We start from the raw sequence: 15953 nt of genomic DNA, 5'->3' as shown, positions 1-15953 counted from the left end.
GTTCGGCGCGCACGCCGGGCGCCACTGCACGCCGCGGCATGCGCCGCGCATCAGCGCGCCGGCCAGTCCGCGGGCGTGAGCAGGGGCAGTCCGTGGCGCGCGCGCGCCCGGTCGCAGGAGATGTCCGCCGCACCGTGTTCCCAGGACGCATGTACCTGCCGGCAGGGACTGGGGCGGCGCTCGTGGATGGTGCAGCGGCTCCGCACGCCGACCTGCGCTTCCAGTGCGATGCAGCGCGGCGCGCGTGCCCAGGTTCCGAGCATGGCGACCTGATGCGGATCGATGCGTTCGGTCAGAGCGGCCGGGGTCACGCCGCCCAGCGTGGGGTCGGTCTCCGACCAGTGCATGCTCACGCGGAAGCTGGCGCAGCACGCGCCGCAGGTCAGGCAGGGATGGGGCATGGCCGGGAACGCGGGACGATCGGCGGGGACGGCCGCGCATTCTGCCCGAGCGCCGCGCGCGATGATTGAACGGGCGATGCGGCCGCCGCCACGCGCGCGGTCCGCCGTTTCCCGCCCCGCGCAGGCGACAATGTGCGCATGACGCCCGACGCCGTCCCACTCCCCCCGACCGGCCCCGCCGCTTCCGCGTGCAATATCGCCGCGGCCTTGCCGCGACTGGCCGCGCAGTCGCCGGACCGCATCGCCATGCGCTGCCCGGGCACGCGCGGGCCCGACGGCATGGCCCGCTACGACGTGCAGCTGACCTACGCGCAGCTCGACGCGCGCAGCGACGCCATTGCCGCCGGCCTGGCGCGCCGCGGCATCGTCCGCGGCACGCGCACGGTGCTGATGGTGCGACCCACGCCCGACTTCTTCCTGCTGATGTTCGCGCTGTTCAAGGCCGGCGCGGTGCCGGTGCTGGTCGACCCCGGCATCGACAGGCGCGCACTGAAGCAATGCCTGGACGAGGCGCAGGCACAGGCCTTCATCGGCATCCCGCTGGCGCATGCCGCCCGCGTGCTTCTGGGCTGGGCGAAATCCGCGCGGCTGCGCGTCACCACCGGAGCGCGTCGCTGGCTGGCTGATGCGACGCTGGATGAAGTCGAGCGCGATGGTGCCGGCGCCGGCCCGCAGTTGACCGCGACGCAGCCCGACGACGTCGCCGCGATCCTGTTCACCAGCGGATCCACGGGCGTGCCCAAGGGCGTCGTGTACCGGCACCGGCATTTCGTCGCACAGATCGAGCTGCTGGGCGCTGCGTTCGGCGTGTCGCCCGGCGGCGTGGACCTGCCGACCTTTCCGCCCTTCGCGTTGTTCGATCCCGCGCTGGGCCTGAGCTCGATCATCCCCGACATGGACCCGACGCGGCCCGCCAGCGCCGATCCGCGCCGCCTGCATGACGCCATCGCCCGCTTCGGTGTCGACCAGCTGTTCGGCTCGCCCGCGCTGATGGGCGTGCTGGCGCGCTTCGGCCAGCCCCTGCCCACGCTGCGCCGGGTCACCTCCGCTGGCGCGCCGGTGCCGGCGGACGTGGTTACCAGGATGCGCGAACTGCTGCCGCCGGACGCGCAGTTCTGGACGCCGTACGGGGCCACCGAATGCCTGCCGGTGGCGGTGATCGAAGGGCGCGAGTTGCAGGACACGCGCCCGGCCACCCAGGACGGCGCAGGCACGTGCGTGGGCCGCGCCGTACCGCCCAACCAGGTGCGCATCATCGCGATCACGGATGCGCCGATCGAGGACTGGCGACACGTGCGCGAACTGGGCGGGGGCGAGGTCGGCGAGATCACGGTCGCCGGGCCCACCGCCACCGACACGTATTTCAACCGCGAAGCGCAGACGCGCCTGGCCAAGATCCGCGAGACGCTGGCCGACGGCGAGGTGCGCATCGTGCACCGCATGGGCGACGTCGGTTACTTCGACGCGCAGGGCCGGCTGTGGTTCTGCGGCCGCAAGTCGCACCGCGTGCAGACGGCGTCCGGCCCGCTGTACACCGAACAGGTCGAGCCCGTGTTCAACACCCATCCCGAGGTGCGCCGCACGGCGCTGGTAGGCATCGGCGAGGCCGGCGCGCAGACGCCGGTGCTGTGCGTGGAGCTGCGCGAGGGCGTGCCGGCGCGCGACTGGCCGCGCATCCGCGAAGCGCTTCGCGCGCAGGGCCAGGGTCACGTACACACGGCGGCCATCGACTGCTTCCTGCAGCATCCGTCCTTTCCCGTCGACATCCGCCACAACGCCAAGATCGGGCGCGAGAAGCTCGCGGTGTGGGCGGCGCGCCAGCGGCGATAGCACGCCATGGCGATCATGTCCTTCCATCCAAGCAGGTTGCGAACTCCATGAAGATCCTGGTCACCGGTGGCGGCGGCTTTCTCGGGCAGGCCCTGTGCCGCGGCTTGCGCGCGCGCGGGCACGAGGTCGTGAGCTTCAACCGCGGCCACTATCCGGCGCTCGATGCGATCGGGGTGACCCAGATGCAGGGCGACCTGGCGCAGCGCGATGCCGTGATCGCCGCCGCCCACGGCTGCGACGCCGTGCTGCACAACGCCGCCAAGGCCGGGGCCTGGGGCAGCTACGAGAGCTATCACCAGGCCAACGTGATGGGTACGCAGCACGTCGTCGAGGCCTGCCGCGCGCAGGGCGTGAGGCGCCTGGTGTACACCTCCACGCCCAGCGTCACCCATCGCGCCACGCACCCCGTGGAAGGCGGCACGGCGGACACGGTGCCCTACGGCGAACACCTCAAGGCCCCGTACGCCGCGACCAAGCTCATCGCCGAAAAGGCGGTACTCGGCGCCAATGACGCCGGGCTGGCCACCGTCGCCCTGCGCCCGCGCCTGATCTGGGGCGTCGGCGACAACCAGCTGGTGCCGCGCCTGGCCGAGCGCGCGCGCGCGGGCCGCCTGCGTTTCGTCGGAGACGGGCTCAACCGGATCGACACCACCTACATCGACAACGCGGCGCAGGCACACCTGGACGCGCTGGACCACCTCGACGTGGGCGCGACCTGCGCCGGCCGCGCGTATTTCATCAGCAACGGTGAACCTCGCAGCGTGCGCGAAATCGTCAACGCGCTGCTGCAGGCCGTGGGGGCCCCGCAGGTCTCGGGTAGCGTGCCCTTCCCGGTGGCCTACGCACTGGGCACGGTCTGCGAAGGCCTCTGGCATCTGTTGCCGCTCCGGGGCGAGCCACCGATGACGCGCTTCCTGGCCGAGCAGCTGAGCACGACGCACTGGTACGACATGGGCCCCGCGCGAAGCGACTTCGGCTATGTGCCGCGGGTCAGCATCGACGAGGGACTGGCACGGTTGGCTGCGTCCCGGGGCTAATCTGGAAGCACGGTCGCCTGGCGCCCTCGCGCGCGGCGGCGCGGCAGGCAGGCCGACATTTCAGTGGCGCGGCGCGGCTCCATTGACGAAAGACTCACGCCGCTGAAGGCTGCCCATCCCGCACAAGCGGCCGTCACCGCGCCGCGACCCGCGCCCGGTCAGCATCGAGACGCGTCCAATCCGGGCGTGTGCCGGAGCTCTCAGATGCTCAACTACGCCGTCATCTTCTTCATCATCGCCATCATCGCGGCCGTGCTGGGCTTCAGTGGCATCGCAGGCGCAGCCAGCAACATCGCCTGGATCCTGTTTGTCGTGTTCCTTGTCCTGGCGGTGATCTCGCTGCTTCGCAAGAAGGCGTGACGCGGGGGCATGGCTCGGCGGGCATGACCCCACGACCGGCGTGCATCGCCCGTACGGCGCGGAGGCCGCGTCGCACGGGGCTACAATGCCCGCATGACCGAACGAGCCTCGCCCCTGGATTCGCTCAAGCCGCTGGCCGGCCGCGCGCTGGAAGCCGCGCTCAATCGCGCGCTGGCACTGGACCCGGACACACGCGATGGCCTCAAGGCACTGGATGGCCGGCGGGTCGCGCTTCACCTGGCCGCGCCTCCGCTTGCCCTGCAGATTGCAGTGGCCGGCGACCGCCTGCAGGTGGGTCCGGTGCAGGACCCGGCGGCGGACCTGTCGGTGCGCAGCACACTGGGCGGCCTGATCGCACAGCTGCCCTTCTTCCGCAATGACGACGCGCCGCCCGTGGGCAAACTGCGCATCGAGGGCGACGCCGACCTCGCCCGTCGGCTGCAGCGCCTGGCCGAACGTTTCGATCCCGACTGGGAACAGCCGTTCGCCGCGGTATTCGGCGACGTGCTGGGCGTGCAGATCGCCAACGGCGTCGCCTCGGCGCTGCGTCACGCGCGCGGTGCGGCCGGCCAGTTCGCCGGCAACGCGGCCGAGTACCTGACCGAGGAGTCGCGCGACGTCGTCGGTCGCGACGAGCTGGACGCGTTCCTCGACGATGTGGACACGCTGCGCGATGACGTCGAACGCGCGGCCGTGCGCGTGGGCCGCCTGCGCAGCCGGATCGGGGGCGCTGCATGACGCCGGTCTTCCGCGCCTGGCGCATCGGCCGGGTGCTGTTGCGCTACCGCCTGGACGACCTGCTCGACGACACGCCTGCGCAGCGGTGGCTCAAGCTGGCGCGCCCGTTCGTGCCGCGCGCTTCGGCGCACGTGGCCTCGCTGTCGCGCGGCGCGCGCCTGCGCCTGGCGTTGCAGGAGCTGGGCCCGATCTTCGTCAAGTTCGGCCAGATCCTCTCCACGCGCCGCGACCTGGTGCCGGCCGACGTGGCCGAGGAACTGTCCCAGCTGCAGGACCGCGTGGCGCCCTTCGATGGACAGGACGCGCGCGCGATCGTGGAACTCGCGCTGGGCCGCCCCGTGGCCGAAGCGTTCGCCTCGTTCGACACCACGCCGCTGGCATCGGCCTCGATCGCGCAGGTGCATGCGGCCACGCTGCCTTCCGTGGGCGGCGCCACGCCGCGCGAGGTGGTGGTCAAGGTGCTGCGGCCGCGCATCGAGCAGCAGATCGACGCCGACATCGCACTGCTCAATGCCATGGCCAGCGTGGTCGAGCGGACCCACCCGGCCGCCGACAAGATCCGCCCGCGCGAGATCGTCGCCGAGATCCAGAACACCCTGGCCGCCGAACTCGACCTGCAGCGCGAGGGCGGCAACGCCAGCGTCCTGCGCCGTTTCTGGCTGGGTAGCGACGACCTGTACGTGCCCGAGGTGATCTGGTCGCACACCGCCCAGCGCGTGCTGACCCTGGAGCGGGTGCGGGGCATTCCGTCCGACGATGTCGCCGCGCTGGACGCGGCCGGCATCGATCGCCACGCGCTGGCCGCCAAGGGCGTGCGCGTGTTCTACACGCAGGTGTTCCGCGACAATTTCTTCCATGCCGACGCGCACGCCGGCAACATCTGGGTGGATGCCGACCGCAAGACCAACCCGCGGTTCATCGCGCTGGACTTCGGCATCATGGGCCAGCTGTCGGACGAGGATCAGTACTACCTCGCCGAGAACTTCATGGCGATCTTCAACCGCGACTACCGCCGCATCGCCGAACTGCACGTGCAGGCCGGCTGGATGCCCGGGCACACGCGCATCGATGAACTCGAAGCAGCCGCGCGCGCGGTGTGCGAGCCGTATTTCACCCGCCCGCTGTCGGAAATCTCGCTGGCGGAGGTGCTGGTCAAGCTGTTCCGCACCGCCCAGCGCTACGAGCTGACGCTGCAGCCGCAACTGATCCTGCTGCAGAAGACGCTGCTCAACATCGAGGGCGTGGGACGCCTGCTCGATCCCCGCCTGGATATCTGGGCCGTGGCGCAGCCGGTGCTGTCGACCATCCTGGTCGAGCGCTACAGCCCCAAGCGCCTGGCTGGCGAGTTCCGCAAGCGGCTGCCGGAGCTGGTGACGCACGCCCCGCAGATGCCGCGGTTGCTGCACGCCTGGCTGCAGCAGCAGGTGGAGGGCAAGCAGTCGCTGCAGATGCATTCGCCGGACGTGCGAGAAATCACCGCGGCCATCCGCAGCGCGCAGCGCGGCACGATCGCCGCGATCCTGGGCACCGGTCTGCTGGTGGTGGCGGCCGTTTTGTTCGCGATGGAAGCCGGCGGACCGCGCTGGCTGGGTGTGCCCGCGTCGGCCTGGATCGCCGCGCTGGGGGGACTGTGGGCTTTACGCGCGGCGTGGCCGCGCCGCTGACACGGAGGAAGAATGCGCCGGGTGACCTTCTATGCCATGCAGGTCGGCGACCACTGGGAGGTGGCCTGCTCGCAGCGCGGGATCGAGCCGCAGCGCCACGAGGACCGCGCCCGTGCGCTGGCCGCGGCACAGGAAGGCGCGCAGGGCCTGTGGGCGCGCGAGCGCATCGCCACGGCCGTGGTGGTGAGCGAGGACGACGGCGGCTGGCACCAGGCCGCGACGTACGGCGATCTGCTCGACTTCTAGCGTTCGCATCGGGCATCCGGCGCGCGGTGCGATGCGATAATCCGTGCCTCGACCCGTGCCGCCGCACGCGATTGCAGATGCACGATTGCCGATGCACGACGACTCCGCACCATTGCCGCTGCTGTTCGCCGACGACACGCTCGCGGTGGTCAACAAGCCCGCGGGCCTCATGGCGCACGACAGCAAGCTGGCGCGTGGCGAGACCGACTTCCTCGCCGACCGCCTGCGCGCGCAGCTGGGCCGGCCGATCTTCCTCGTGCACCGGCTCGATCGCGCCACCAGTGGCTGCCTGCTGCTCGCCTTCGATCGCGACACCGCCGCGCAGCTGGGCCAGGTGATGATGTCGCGCGACGTCGAGAAGGACTACTGGGCAGTGTGCCGCGGCTGGCCGGACGCGGATTTCGTCATCGACCATCCCCTGGACGGCGGGCCGGGCAAGCCCGTGAAAAAACCGGCGGTGACGCGCTTCACGCGGCTGGCCACCTGCGAGTTGCCGGTGCCCTCCAGCGGCTTCGAGACCTCGCGCTATGGCCTGCTCAACGCGCAGCCGCAGACCGGGCGGTTCCGCCAGATCCGCCGGCATCTCAAGCACGCGTTCCACCACCTGATCGGCGACACCAGCCACGGCGACGGCCGCCACAACCGCAACTTCCGCATGCTGGGCATCCATCGCATGCTGCTGCACGCGCGTCGGCTGGCCTTCCTGCATCCGCACGGCGGCGCGCGGGTGATCGTCACCGCGCCGGTGGATGCGGAGTTCTCGCGGGCGCTGGCGCTGTTCGACTTCCAGCCGTGATGGCCGGTGCGGCGGGTACTGCGTCCGTCGCGGCGCAAGGTCTGCCGGCAGGGAGCGCGCACCCCCGGCCCCGCTGAGCGCGCGTCGCGCCACGCGATCGGCGCATCGCCAGACGGCCCCGAGCATGGTCTGTGGCGCGCCGCGTCCCGCGGGCCCGACGCACCGCCCGCCGGCTGCCCGGGACACCTGCGGGGAACCACCGACGCGGTCGCCGCGCGGCCCCGCTTACAATCCCGCCATGCTGGAAATCACCGACACCCTGTCCATTCCCGACGACGAACTGAGCGAGCGCTTCGTGCGCTCGTCCGGCCCGGGCGGCCAGAACGTCAACAAGGTCGCCACCGCGGTGGAACTGCGCTTCGACATCGCCGCGTCGGCGGTGTTGCCCGATGCGGTGCGCGAGCGCCTGCTCGCCAAGCGCGACCGGCGGGTGACCACGGAGGGCGTGCTGGTCCTGAGCGCGCAGCGGTTCCGCACCAAGGAGCGCAACCGCGAGGACGCCCGCGAGCGACTGGCGGCCTTCATCGCCAGCGGTCTGAAGGCGCCCACCCCGCGCGTGGCCACGCGGCCCACCCGCGCTTCCAAGCAGCGGCGGCTCGACGCCAAGCGCGAACGCAGTACGATCAAGAAGACCCGCTCCACCCGGGCGTGGGACTGATCCGGGGGCGAGGGGGCATGGGGGCAGGGGCGACCGGCAGCGTGGGCGATGACGGCAACACCATGAGCGAAAACGACACCCGGGTGCTTGCGCTGCCACCCAGTGCACCGCGCGTGCGCGGCAACCGGCTGGCACGCTGGCTGGGCCTGGCCGTACTGCGCCTGGGCGGCTGGCGCATGGAGGGCCGCTTCCCGGACATTCCCAAGCTGGTGCTGATCGGCGCACCGCATTCGTCCAACTGGGACGGTATCTGGGGTTTCGCCGCCAAGGTGGCGCTGGGCCTGGACATCAAGATCCTGGGCAAGGATTCGCTGTTCAAGGTCCCGCTGATGGGCGCCCTGCTCAAGCGCATGGGCGTGATCCCGGTCGACCGCAGCGCGGCGCACGGCGTGGTGGAACAGTCGGCGCAGATGATCCGCCGGGCCGACCGCTTCTGGTATGGCCTGGCGCCCGAGGGGACCCGCAAGCCGGTGGAGCGGTGGAAGACCGGCTTCTGGAAGATCGCCCGCGCCGCCGAGGTGCCGGTCCTGCCGGCGTATTTCCATTACGGCCGCAAGGTCATCGGGATCGGTCCCCCGTTCGAGCTGGGCGAGGACATGGCCCAGGACATGGCCCGCATCCGCGAGTGGTACCGCGGCGTGTCGCAGGGCAAGTTCCACGACGTCTGAGGGCCCGCCGGGCCCGCCTGCCGGCTGGCCGCGGGTGCAGAAAGTGACGCACAGGCGCCAAGCCTGCCCGTCCTGCGGCAGTCCGCGGGCCCGCCACCCCCGTTGAAGGCGCCCGGCGCCCCGCTCCAGCAGGCCTGCAGCGGAATTGGCACGTGATGTGCGTCACATCCCCCACGGGTCGGTAGGCCGCGTGATCCAGGCGGCCGCGACCCGGAGCGGCGGTCGGCGCGCGAGGCCAGCAGGGGGGCTCGCCGCCGGCGGCCGCGGACGGTCCGCGGCCTTCCGCACCGGAAGCCCGTGCATGTCGAATGGACGACCGCGGCGGCCGAAGCTGGCGTCGCGGCAGGCGGAGGTGACGCGATGCTTCTTCAGCACTCGCCGCAGGTCGAGCCGTGTCCCGGGGCGCGCGCATGCGCATTCGTTCCTGCGCCCGTCGCGCATCCCTGCGCACACGCCGGGACAGCGTCATCCGCCACGCCGGGCGCCTGCGTCGAAGCGAGCCGCCCATGGATCTGACCCCGCCCGCGATCCTGGGCTCCGCCGACCCGGGCCTGGTCCTGGCCTGGTGGCTCGGTGCGGGCGTGCTCGTCCTCGCGCTGACGATGCTGGCCGCCACGCTCGCCCTGCGCCGGATCGTCGATGCGCGCGAACGCAACCGCGAGCGCGCGGCGATGCAGTGGCGGCGAATCCTGCTCGACCACGCCGAAGGGCTGCCCTCGACGATCCCCGCGCTGGTGCCGCGCGACCTGGCCGGTTTCATCGAAGCCTGGAACAGCGCGCACCAGAGCGTGAGCGACCCCTCCAACCCGGGCCTGCAACGCGTGGCCCGCGAGGTCGGCCTGGACCGGTACCTGTACGCGGCCATCGACCACGGCCATCCCGACGAGCGCGTCATGGCGATCGTCGCGCTGGGATTCCTGCGTGGGCGCGCGCACTTCGAGCGGCTGGCGGGCTATCTCAATGACCGCAGTACGCTGGTCTCGCTCAGCGCCGCGCGCGCGCTGATGCAGATCGACCCGGGCCGAGCGGTGCACATGCTCGTGCCGCACATCGTCGCGCGCCAGGACTGGCCGCAGGCCGGCGTGGCGCAGATGCTGCACGAAAGCAGCCCCGGGCCCGCGGCGCGCGACATCGTCTCCCGCGAACTGGGCAGCGCGACCATGCAGGCCACGGCCCACGTCGCACCCCGGCTGCTGCGCTGCCTGTCCGAACTCGATCCGGCGCAGGCGGCGCCGGTCGTGCGCCACATCCTCGACCAGCAGCCCGACGACCGCCTGGTGTCGACCTGCCTGCAGGTGATCGCCGACCCGGACGCGCTGGACCTGGTGCGTTCGCTGCTCTCGCACCCGCGCTGGCACGTGCGCATGCATGCGGCCGCCACGCTTGGGCGCATCGGCCGGGCGGACGACGAAGCACTGCTGGCGCCGCTGCTCGCCGATGGCCAGTGGTGGGTGCGTTACCGCGCGGCGCTGGCGATATCGCGGCTGCCCGAGATGGATCCGGAAGGCATGCAGCGCGTGCGCGATGCGCAGACCGACCGCTTCGCCCGCGACGTGCTCGACCACGTCATCGCCGAGCGGCACATGGAGGTCGACTCATGAATCCGCTTGCGTCCGTGGCACTGCCGATCCCCCCGGGACTCATCGCCGTGCTGGACTTCGTGCAATGGAGCGCCATCGCCTGGTTCTTCGCGCTGCATCTGGCAAGCCTGGCGCCTGCCTACGTCGCCACGGTCCGCGCCGTGCTGCGCCAGCACCGCCATGGAGTGCGCCTGCCCTGGGGGAATGTCGGGCCCTGCCAGCCGCCGGTGAGCATCCTGGTGCCGGCGTTCAACGACGAACCCGGGATCGTCGCGACGGTGAGGGCGCTGTTGCGCCTGGGATATCGCGATTACGAAATCATCGTCGTCAATGACGGTTCCAGTGACGACACCCTGCAGGCGCTGGTGCGTGCCTTCGGCCTGGTGCCGTTTCCCGAAGCCTACCGGCGGCGGCTGCGTACGGGCCAGCTGCACTGCCTGTTCGCATCGCCGGCCTACCCGCGGGTGCGCGTGGTCGACAAGGCGCACGGCGGCCGCGCCGACGCGCTCAACGCGGGCATCAACTGTGCGCGCTTTCCGCTGTTCTGCGTGGTCGATACGCAACGCGTCCTGCAACGCGACAGCCTGGACCGCATGGTGCAGCCCTTCCTGGAGGACGCCACCACCGTCGCCGCCTTCGGCGCGCTGCGCGTGGTCAACGGCTGCCAGGCCAGGGACGGCTTCGTGACCCGCGCCGATCTGCCGCGGCGCCTGCTCCCGATGCTGCAGGCGGTGGAATCCCTGCGCGGCTTCGTGCAGGCCCGCCTGGCCGGCCCGGCCTTGAACGCGCTGCCCGCCATGCCCGGCGCGTTCGGCCTGTTCCACAAGGAGCGCATCATCGCCGCCGGTGGGTACCGCGACGACACCGCAGCCGTGGACATGGAGCTCTGCCTGCGGCTGCACGGCCAGCTGCGTGCGCAGCGCCGGCCCTATCGCATTGCCTTCGTGCCGGACCCGGTGTGCTGGGTGCGGGCGCCCGAAACCCTGCGCAGGTTGCGCCGCCAGCGCAGCCAGGCGCAGCGCGGTCTGGTCGAGAGCCTGCTGACGCATGCGCGCATGCTGTTCCGGCGCGAGGATGGCGCCGTGGGCAGCTGGTCCCTGCCGATCCTGCTGCTGGTCGAGTGCGCCGGCCCGGTGATCGAGGTCCTGGGCTATGCCGCGGTGCTGCTGCTGGCCCTGGCGGGCCAGTTGTCGCCGCAGTCCGCCGCGGTGTTCCTGTTCGCCAGCGTGGGCCTGGGCATTGTCCACTCGCTGCATGCGGTGGCGACGGAAGAACTTTCGTTCCAGCTGCATCCTGGCCCGGGTCAGCGCGTGGCGCTGGTGGCGGCCGCGATCGTCGAGAACCTGGGCTACCGCCAGCTGACGTCGGCCTGGCGGGTCATGGGCTTGTCGCAGGCCCTGGCCGCGCTGCGCGCCCGCGCCCGTGTCCAGCCGGTCGCCGTTTCCCGGCCGCGGCCGCGTCAGAACCCGCGCCGGCCGGCGCCCGCGCCCGCCATCCCCCGGCCGAAGGTGACCCGCGGCGTCGAGCACGCCTGAGGCCCGGCACCGCACCGGGATCCCGCCGCACTGGGCACGCACCCGGGATCAGCGTTCCGACGGCCCGGTCCCGTAGTAGTCCCCACGCTCGAACAGCGCCGGCTTGATCAGCTCGGTGAACGCGCGCGCCTGCGGCGACAGGAACTTGCCCTTGCGCACCACGACGCCGTACGTGCGCGACGGGAAGTACCGGGCCAGGGAACGCGCGGCCAGCCGCTCGCGGTCGGCATCGGTGAGGCAGATCGCGGTGACGATGCTGATCCCCAGGCCCATCGCCACGTACTGCTTGATCACCTCCCAGCCGCCCACCTCGAGCGCGACGGTGTAAGGCACGCGGTTCTGGTGGAAGACCAGGTCGACCAGGCGGTAGGTGGTCAGCCGCTTGGGGGGCAGGATCAGGCCGTAGGGCGACAGGTCCCCCAGGGCGAGCTCGGGCTTGTGCGCCAGCGGGTGGTCGCGCGGCGTGATCAGCATGGGTTCGAAGCGGTAGACCGGCGCGTAGTCCAGGTCCGCCGGGACGTCGAGCATCGAGCCCACGGCCAGGTCGACCGCGTCCGAGCGCAACAGCTCCAGGCCGCCGGCGCCGGTGACGTTGTGCAGGCTCAGCCGCACCTCCGGGTGCCGCGCCTGGAAGGCTTCGACGATCTTCGGCAGCAGATAGAGGATCGTGGAACTGCCGGCGGCCACCTGCAGGTCGCCCGCGTCCAGGCCGCTCACCCGGTCGCGGAAGGCCGAGTCCAGGCCGTCCAGTCCTTCCACCAGGGGGCGGGCCAGCTCGTAGAGCTCCTGACCCTCGCGGGTCAGGGTGATCCGGCGCCCGCTGCGCTCCAGCAGGCGCACGCCCAGGTCACGTTCCAGCGCCTGCAGCTGCAGGGTCACGGCCGGCTGGCTCAGGTAGAGGGCCTCGGCGGCGCGGGAGACCGACCCCAGTCGGGCGGTCTGGCAGAAGGCCCGCAGGGGCTTGAGGCGGTCGCCCTTGTAAGCGAACCGGGGCGTGGAACCAGGGCGCAGCGCCATTGGGATCGCCTGTATTAGTCGGGCTTATGACAAGCATTGAAAAAACTTGATTGTCATATACCACACGGGCGCGCATGGTCAGTAGCCGTAGAGCTAGAGGACCTCCCACCGATGTCGGCTGTCGCCCACAGTGCCGCCCCCACCCGTGTCCCCGCTCCGGCGCCGCTGCCCGCCGGCATCCAGCTGACGGCCCGGCACCCGCTGCAGGAAACCCTGCTGCCCTCGTCCGCCCTGGCCTTCCTGGCCGACCTGCATCGCCGTTTCGAGCCGCGCCGGCAGGCCCGGCTGGCCGCCCGCCGCGAACGGCAGGCCTTTTTCGATGCCGGCGGCCTGCCCGACTTCCGCGCCGACACCGCCGCGATCCGGGCCGGCGACTGGCGGGTGGCACCGATCCCGGACGCGCTGCTCGACCGGCGGGTGGAGATCACCGGCCCGACCGACCCGAAGATGGTCATCAACGCGCTCAATTCCGGCGCCAGCTGTTACATGGCCGACTTCGAGGACTCGACCTCCCCGACCTGGGCCAACCTGCTCACCGGCCAGCACGCGCTGCGCGAGGCGGTGGCGGGCGTGATCGAACACATCGGCCCGGCCCAGGGCGACAGCCCCGGCAAGCGCTACGTACTGCGTCCCTTCGCCGAACAAGCCGTGCTGCTAGTGCGTCCGCGCGGCTGGCACCTCGACGAGAAACACGTGCGCGTGAACGACGCGCCGCTGTCGGCGTCGCTCTTCGATCTGGGCCTGTTTGCCTGGCACAACGCCGCGATGCTGGCCGCCGACGACCGCGGCCCGTACTTCTACCTGCCCAAGCTGCAGTCGATGGAGGAGGCGCAGCTTTGGAACGACGTGCTCGAGCACATCGAGACCGAGCTGGGCCTGCCCGTCGGCCAGATGAAGGTGACGGTGCTGATCGAGACGCTGCCGGCCGCCTTCGAGATGGACGAGATCCTGCATGCGCTGCGCGGCCGCATCGCCGGTCTCAACTGCGGGCGTTGGGACTACGTGTTCTCGTACATCAAGACCTTCCGCGCCCATCGCGACAAGGTGCTGCCCGAGCGCGGCCAGGTCACGATGGCGCAACCGTTCCTGCGCGCGTACAGCGAACTGCTGATCCAGACCTGCCACCGCCGCGGCGCGCACGCGATGGGCGGCATGGCCGCGCAGATTCCCGTCGCGGGCGACCCCGCCGCCAACGCCGAAGCCATGGCGCGCGTGCAGGCCGACAAACTGCGCGAGGTCACGGCCGGCCACGACGGCACGTGGGTCGCCCATCCGGCCCTGATTCCGCTGGCGCGCGCCATCTTCGACGAACGCATGCCCGGCAGGCACCAGCACGGCGTGCGCCGCGAAGAGGTCCTGGTCGTGCGCGACGACCTCATCAAGCCGTGCCTGGGCACCATCACCCGGGCCGGTTTCGAGAACAACGTCGAAGTCTGCGTGCGCTACCTGGCGGCATGGCTCGACGGCAACGGCTGCGTGCCGATCCACCACCTGATGGAGGACGCCGCCACGGCGGAGATCGCGCGTACCCAGCTGTGGCAGTGGCTGCACGCGGACGGGCTGCACCTGGCCGACGGCAGCGAAGTGGACTTCGCCCTGTTCGAACGCGCCCTGCTGAACCTGCCCGCGCGCCTGGGCGACCGCACCGCGCTGCCCGGCGGCAGCCGCATCAACGAAGCGATCGGAATGCTCGACCGCCTCACCCACGCCGACACCCTCGAAGAGTTCCTCACCCTGCCGGCCTATTCGCGGCTGGACTGATCCCTCGCTGCTCCCGTTATTCCACCGCGCCCCCCACACCGAGACCTTCGCCATGAACCAGCTTCCCACCGCCGAACAACTGCAGCACGACTGGACCACGCAGGCACGCTGGGCCGGCATCACCCGTCCCTACAGCGCGCAGGATGTCGTGCGCCTGCGCGGCACCGTGCCGGTCGACCATTCGCTCGCCCGCCTGGGCGCGAACAAGCTCTGGGACAGCCTGCACCGCGAGGACTTCGTCAACGCACTGGGCGCGCTCACCGGCAACCAGGCGATGCAGCAGGTCAAGGCCGGCCTGAAGGCGATCTACCTCTCCGGCTGGCAGGTGGCCGCCGACGCCAACGTCGCCGGCGAGATGTATCCGGACCAGTCGCTGTACCCGGCCAACTCGGTGCCGCAGGTGGTGCGCCGGATCAACAACACGCTGCTGCGCGCCGACCAGATCCAGTGCGCCGAAGGCACGGGCGACGTCGACTTCCTGCAGCCGATCGTGGCCGACGCCGAGGCCGGCTTCGGCGGCGTGCTCAATGCCTACGAACTGATGAAGGCCATGATCGAGGCCGGCGCTGCGGGCGTGCACTTCGAGGACCAGCTGGCGTCGGTGAAGAAGTGCGGCCACATGGGCGGCAAGGTGCTGGTGCCCACGCGCGAAGCGGTCGAGAAGCTGGTCGCCGCGCGCCTGGCGGCCGACGTGATGGGCGTGCCGACGCTGATCGTGGCGCGCACCGATGCCGAGGCCGCCGACCTGCTCACGTCCGACATCGATCCCAACGACCGGCCCTTCGTCACCGGCGAGCGCACGGTCGAAGGCTTCTACCAAGACCCGCAACGGCCTGGACCAGGCCATCAGCCGCGGCCTGGCCTACGCTCCGTATGCCGACCTGGTGTGGTGCGAGACCGGCAAGCCGGACCTCGAGTTCGCCCGCGCCTTCGCCGAGGCGATCCACGCCAGGTTCCCCGGCAAGCTGCTGGCCTACAACTGCTCGCCCAGCTTCAACTGGAAGAAGAACCTGGACGACACCACCATCGCGCGCTTCCAGAAGGAGCTCGCGTCGTACGGGTACAAGTTCCAGTTCATCACCCTGGCCGGCTTCCACAGCCTGAACTACGGCATGTTCAACCTCGCCCATGGCTACGCCCGCCGGCAGATGAGCGCCTTCGTGGAGCTGCAGGAAGCCGAGTTCGCCGCCGCCGAGCGCGGCTTCACCGCGGTCAAGCACCAGCGTGAAGTGGGCACCGGGTACTTCGACGCGGTGACCCAGGTGATCCAGAACGGCCAGTCCTCGACCGTCGCGCTGAAGGGCTCGACCGAGGAGGAACAGTTCGAGGGCCAGAAGGCCGCCTGACGACCGCCGCACAGCGCCGCCGCACGCACCCGGAACGAGGGCGCGCGCGGCGGCCGTGGCTGCTGAACGAGCCGCCTGAATGCGCCGCCTGGATCGCCGCCTGAATGCGCGGTGGGCGGGCCGGGCGCCGCGGCGTCGCCACACGGCCCGACCGGCCTGAACGCCCCATCCGACCCGTCCCGGCGACCTCCCGCCGGGGCCGCGCCGCGGCACATGACAAACCCGCGGCGCGGCGCTAGCGTGCCCGGACGACCCTTGAAAACCACCTGTCCTAGGAGCCACGGCAATGCGTGTGTTGATGATCCTTGTAGCCTTT

The 15953-nt window shown here is 71.2% G+C and carries 14 protein-coding genes and 1 pseudogene; 13 read left to right on the top strand and 2 right to left on the bottom strand.

Annotated features, from left to right (window positions below; translation table 11 throughout):
• Positions 1–50: 50 nt before the first annotated feature.
• Positions 51–401, bottom strand: coding sequence for a YkgJ family cysteine cluster protein (locus tag I8J32_RS03870; RefSeq protein ID WP_200615011.1), 351 nt, complete (start codon positions 399–401; stop codon positions 51–53).
• A gap of 138 nt (positions 402–539) precedes the next feature.
• On the opposite strand from I8J32_RS03870, the gene oleC reads away from it, so the two are divergent.
• The 11 genes from oleC (at position 540) to I8J32_RS03815 (ending at position 11513) form a co-directional block, all read left to right on the top strand.
• Positions 540–2231, top strand: coding sequence for an olefin beta-lactone synthetase (gene oleC / locus I8J32_RS03865; RefSeq protein WP_207526764.1), 1692 nt, complete (start codon positions 540–542; stop codon positions 2229–2231).
• Between the two features lie 47 nt (positions 2232–2278).
• The gene (oleD, locus tag I8J32_RS03860) at positions 2279–3268 is read left to right on the top strand and encodes a 2-alkyl-3-oxoalkanoate reductase (RefSeq protein WP_200615013.1); all 990 of its coding nucleotides are present in this window, start codon (positions 2279–2281) and stop codon (positions 3266–3268) included.
• A gap of 204 nt (positions 3269–3472) precedes the next feature.
• Positions 3473–3628: a DUF1328 domain-containing protein gene (locus I8J32_RS03855; protein ID WP_200615014.1), complete on the top strand. Its 156-nt coding sequence runs from the start codon at positions 3473–3475 to the stop codon at positions 3626–3628.
• 93 nt (positions 3629–3721) lie between these two features.
• Positions 3722–4366, top strand: a complete 645-nt coding sequence (locus tag I8J32_RS03850; protein WP_200615015.1) for a ubiquinone biosynthesis accessory factor UbiJ — start codon at positions 3722–3724, stop codon at positions 4364–4366.
• Positions 4363–6030 carry a ubiquinone biosynthesis regulatory protein kinase UbiB gene (ubiB, locus tag I8J32_RS03845; RefSeq protein ID WP_200615016.1) on the top strand — a complete coding sequence of 556 codons (1668 nt, stop codon included), beginning with the start codon at positions 4363–4365 and terminating at the stop codon, positions 6028–6030. Before I8J32_RS03850 ends, ubiB begins: the two co-directional genes overlap by 4 nt.
• Before the next feature lie 12 nt (positions 6031–6042).
• Positions 6043–6276: a hypothetical protein gene (locus I8J32_RS03840; RefSeq protein ID WP_207526763.1), complete on the top strand. Its 234-nt coding sequence runs from the start codon at positions 6043–6045 to the stop codon at positions 6274–6276.
• 91 nt (positions 6277–6367) lie between these two features.
• Positions 6368–7072, top strand: coding sequence for a pseudouridine synthase (locus I8J32_RS03835; protein WP_200615018.1), 705 nt, complete (start codon positions 6368–6370; stop codon positions 7070–7072).
• 238 nt (positions 7073–7310) lie between these two features.
• Positions 7311–7730: an alternative ribosome rescue aminoacyl-tRNA hydrolase ArfB gene (gene arfB / locus I8J32_RS03830; protein WP_207526762.1), complete on the top strand. Its 420-nt coding sequence runs from the start codon at positions 7311–7313 to the stop codon at positions 7728–7730.
• Between the two features lie 62 nt (positions 7731–7792).
• Positions 7793–8398, top strand: a complete 606-nt coding sequence (locus I8J32_RS03825) for a lysophospholipid acyltransferase family protein (protein ID WP_200615021.1) — start codon at positions 7793–7795, stop codon at positions 8396–8398.
• A gap of 506 nt (positions 8399–8904) precedes the next feature.
• Positions 8905–9999 carry a HEAT repeat domain-containing protein gene (locus I8J32_RS03820; protein WP_200615022.1) on the top strand — a complete coding sequence of 365 codons (1095 nt, stop codon included), beginning with the start codon at positions 8905–8907 and terminating at the stop codon, positions 9997–9999.
• The gene (locus tag I8J32_RS03815) at positions 9996–11513 is read left to right on the top strand and encodes a glycosyltransferase family 2 protein (protein WP_200615024.1); all 1518 of its coding nucleotides are present in this window, start codon (positions 9996–9998) and stop codon (positions 11511–11513) included. Before I8J32_RS03820 ends, I8J32_RS03815 begins: the two co-directional genes overlap by 4 nt.
• A gap of 48 nt (positions 11514–11561) precedes the next feature.
• Here the strand turns inward: I8J32_RS03815 and I8J32_RS03810 are convergent, their stop codons facing one another.
• Positions 11562–12530 carry a LysR family transcriptional regulator gene (locus I8J32_RS03810; RefSeq protein WP_200615025.1) on the bottom strand — a complete coding sequence of 323 codons (969 nt, stop codon included), beginning with the start codon at positions 12528–12530 and terminating at the stop codon, positions 11562–11564.
• Between the two features lie 111 nt (positions 12531–12641).
• On the opposite strand from I8J32_RS03810, the gene aceB reads away from it, so the two are divergent.
• Both aceB and aceA read left to right on the top strand, forming a co-directional pair.
• Positions 12642–14291 (top strand): malate synthase A, encoded by a 1650-nt coding sequence (aceB, locus tag I8J32_RS03805; protein ID WP_200615026.1) that lies wholly within the window; start codon positions 12642–12644, stop codon positions 14289–14291.
• Positions 14292–14343: 52 nt separating this feature from the next.
• Positions 14344–15637 (top strand): annotated as a pseudogene (gene aceA / locus I8J32_RS03800) (isocitrate lyase).
• The last annotated feature ends 316 nt before the right edge of the window (positions 15638–15953 follow it).

This window comes from Lysobacter solisilvae (assembly GCF_016613535.2).
Lineage (GTDB): Bacteria > Pseudomonadota > Gammaproteobacteria > Xanthomonadales > Xanthomonadaceae > Agrilutibacter > Agrilutibacter solisilvae.
Note: the sequence above shows the minus strand (reverse complement) of the source record. Positions and strands in the feature narration are given on the sequence as shown.

What these genes read in the sequence shown, in the direction of transcription:
- I8J32_RS03870 (WP_200615011.1), bottom strand. Translation starts at nt 401, where the DNA reads ATGCCCCATCCCTGCCTGACCTGCGGCGCGTGCTGCGCCAGCTTCCGC.
- oleC (WP_207526764.1), top strand. Translation starts at nt 540, where the DNA reads ATGACGCCCGACGCCGTCCCACTCCCCCCGACCGGCCCCGCCGCTTCC.
- oleD (WP_200615013.1), top strand. Translation starts at nt 2,279, where the DNA reads ATGAAGATCCTGGTCACCGGTGGCGGCGGCTTTCTCGGGCAGGCCCTG.
- I8J32_RS03855 (WP_200615014.1), top strand. Translation starts at nt 3,473, where the DNA reads ATGCTCAACTACGCCGTCATCTTCTTCATCATCGCCATCATCGCGGCC.
- I8J32_RS03850 (WP_200615015.1), top strand. Translation starts at nt 3,722, where the DNA reads ATGACCGAACGAGCCTCGCCCCTGGATTCGCTCAAGCCGCTGGCCGGC.
- ubiB (WP_200615016.1), top strand. Translation starts at nt 4,363, where the DNA reads ATGACGCCGGTCTTCCGCGCCTGGCGCATCGGCCGGGTGCTGTTGCGC.
- I8J32_RS03840 (WP_207526763.1), top strand. Translation starts at nt 6,043, where the DNA reads ATGCGCCGGGTGACCTTCTATGCCATGCAGGTCGGCGACCACTGGGAG.
- I8J32_RS03835 (WP_200615018.1), top strand. Translation starts at nt 6,368, where the DNA reads ATGCACGACGACTCCGCACCATTGCCGCTGCTGTTCGCCGACGACACG.
- arfB (WP_207526762.1), top strand. Translation starts at nt 7,311, where the DNA reads ATGCTGGAAATCACCGACACCCTGTCCATTCCCGACGACGAACTGAGC.
- I8J32_RS03825 (WP_200615021.1), top strand. Translation starts at nt 7,793, where the DNA reads ATGAGCGAAAACGACACCCGGGTGCTTGCGCTGCCACCCAGTGCACCG.
- I8J32_RS03820 (WP_200615022.1), top strand. Translation starts at nt 8,905, where the DNA reads ATGGATCTGACCCCGCCCGCGATCCTGGGCTCCGCCGACCCGGGCCTG.
- I8J32_RS03815 (WP_200615024.1), top strand. Translation starts at nt 9,996, where the DNA reads ATGAATCCGCTTGCGTCCGTGGCACTGCCGATCCCCCCGGGACTCATC.
- I8J32_RS03810 (WP_200615025.1), bottom strand. Translation starts at nt 12,530, where the DNA reads ATGGCGCTGCGCCCTGGTTCCACGCCCCGGTTCGCTTACAAGGGCGAC.
- aceB (WP_200615026.1), top strand. Translation starts at nt 12,642, where the DNA reads ATGTCGGCTGTCGCCCACAGTGCCGCCCCCACCCGTGTCCCCGCTCCG.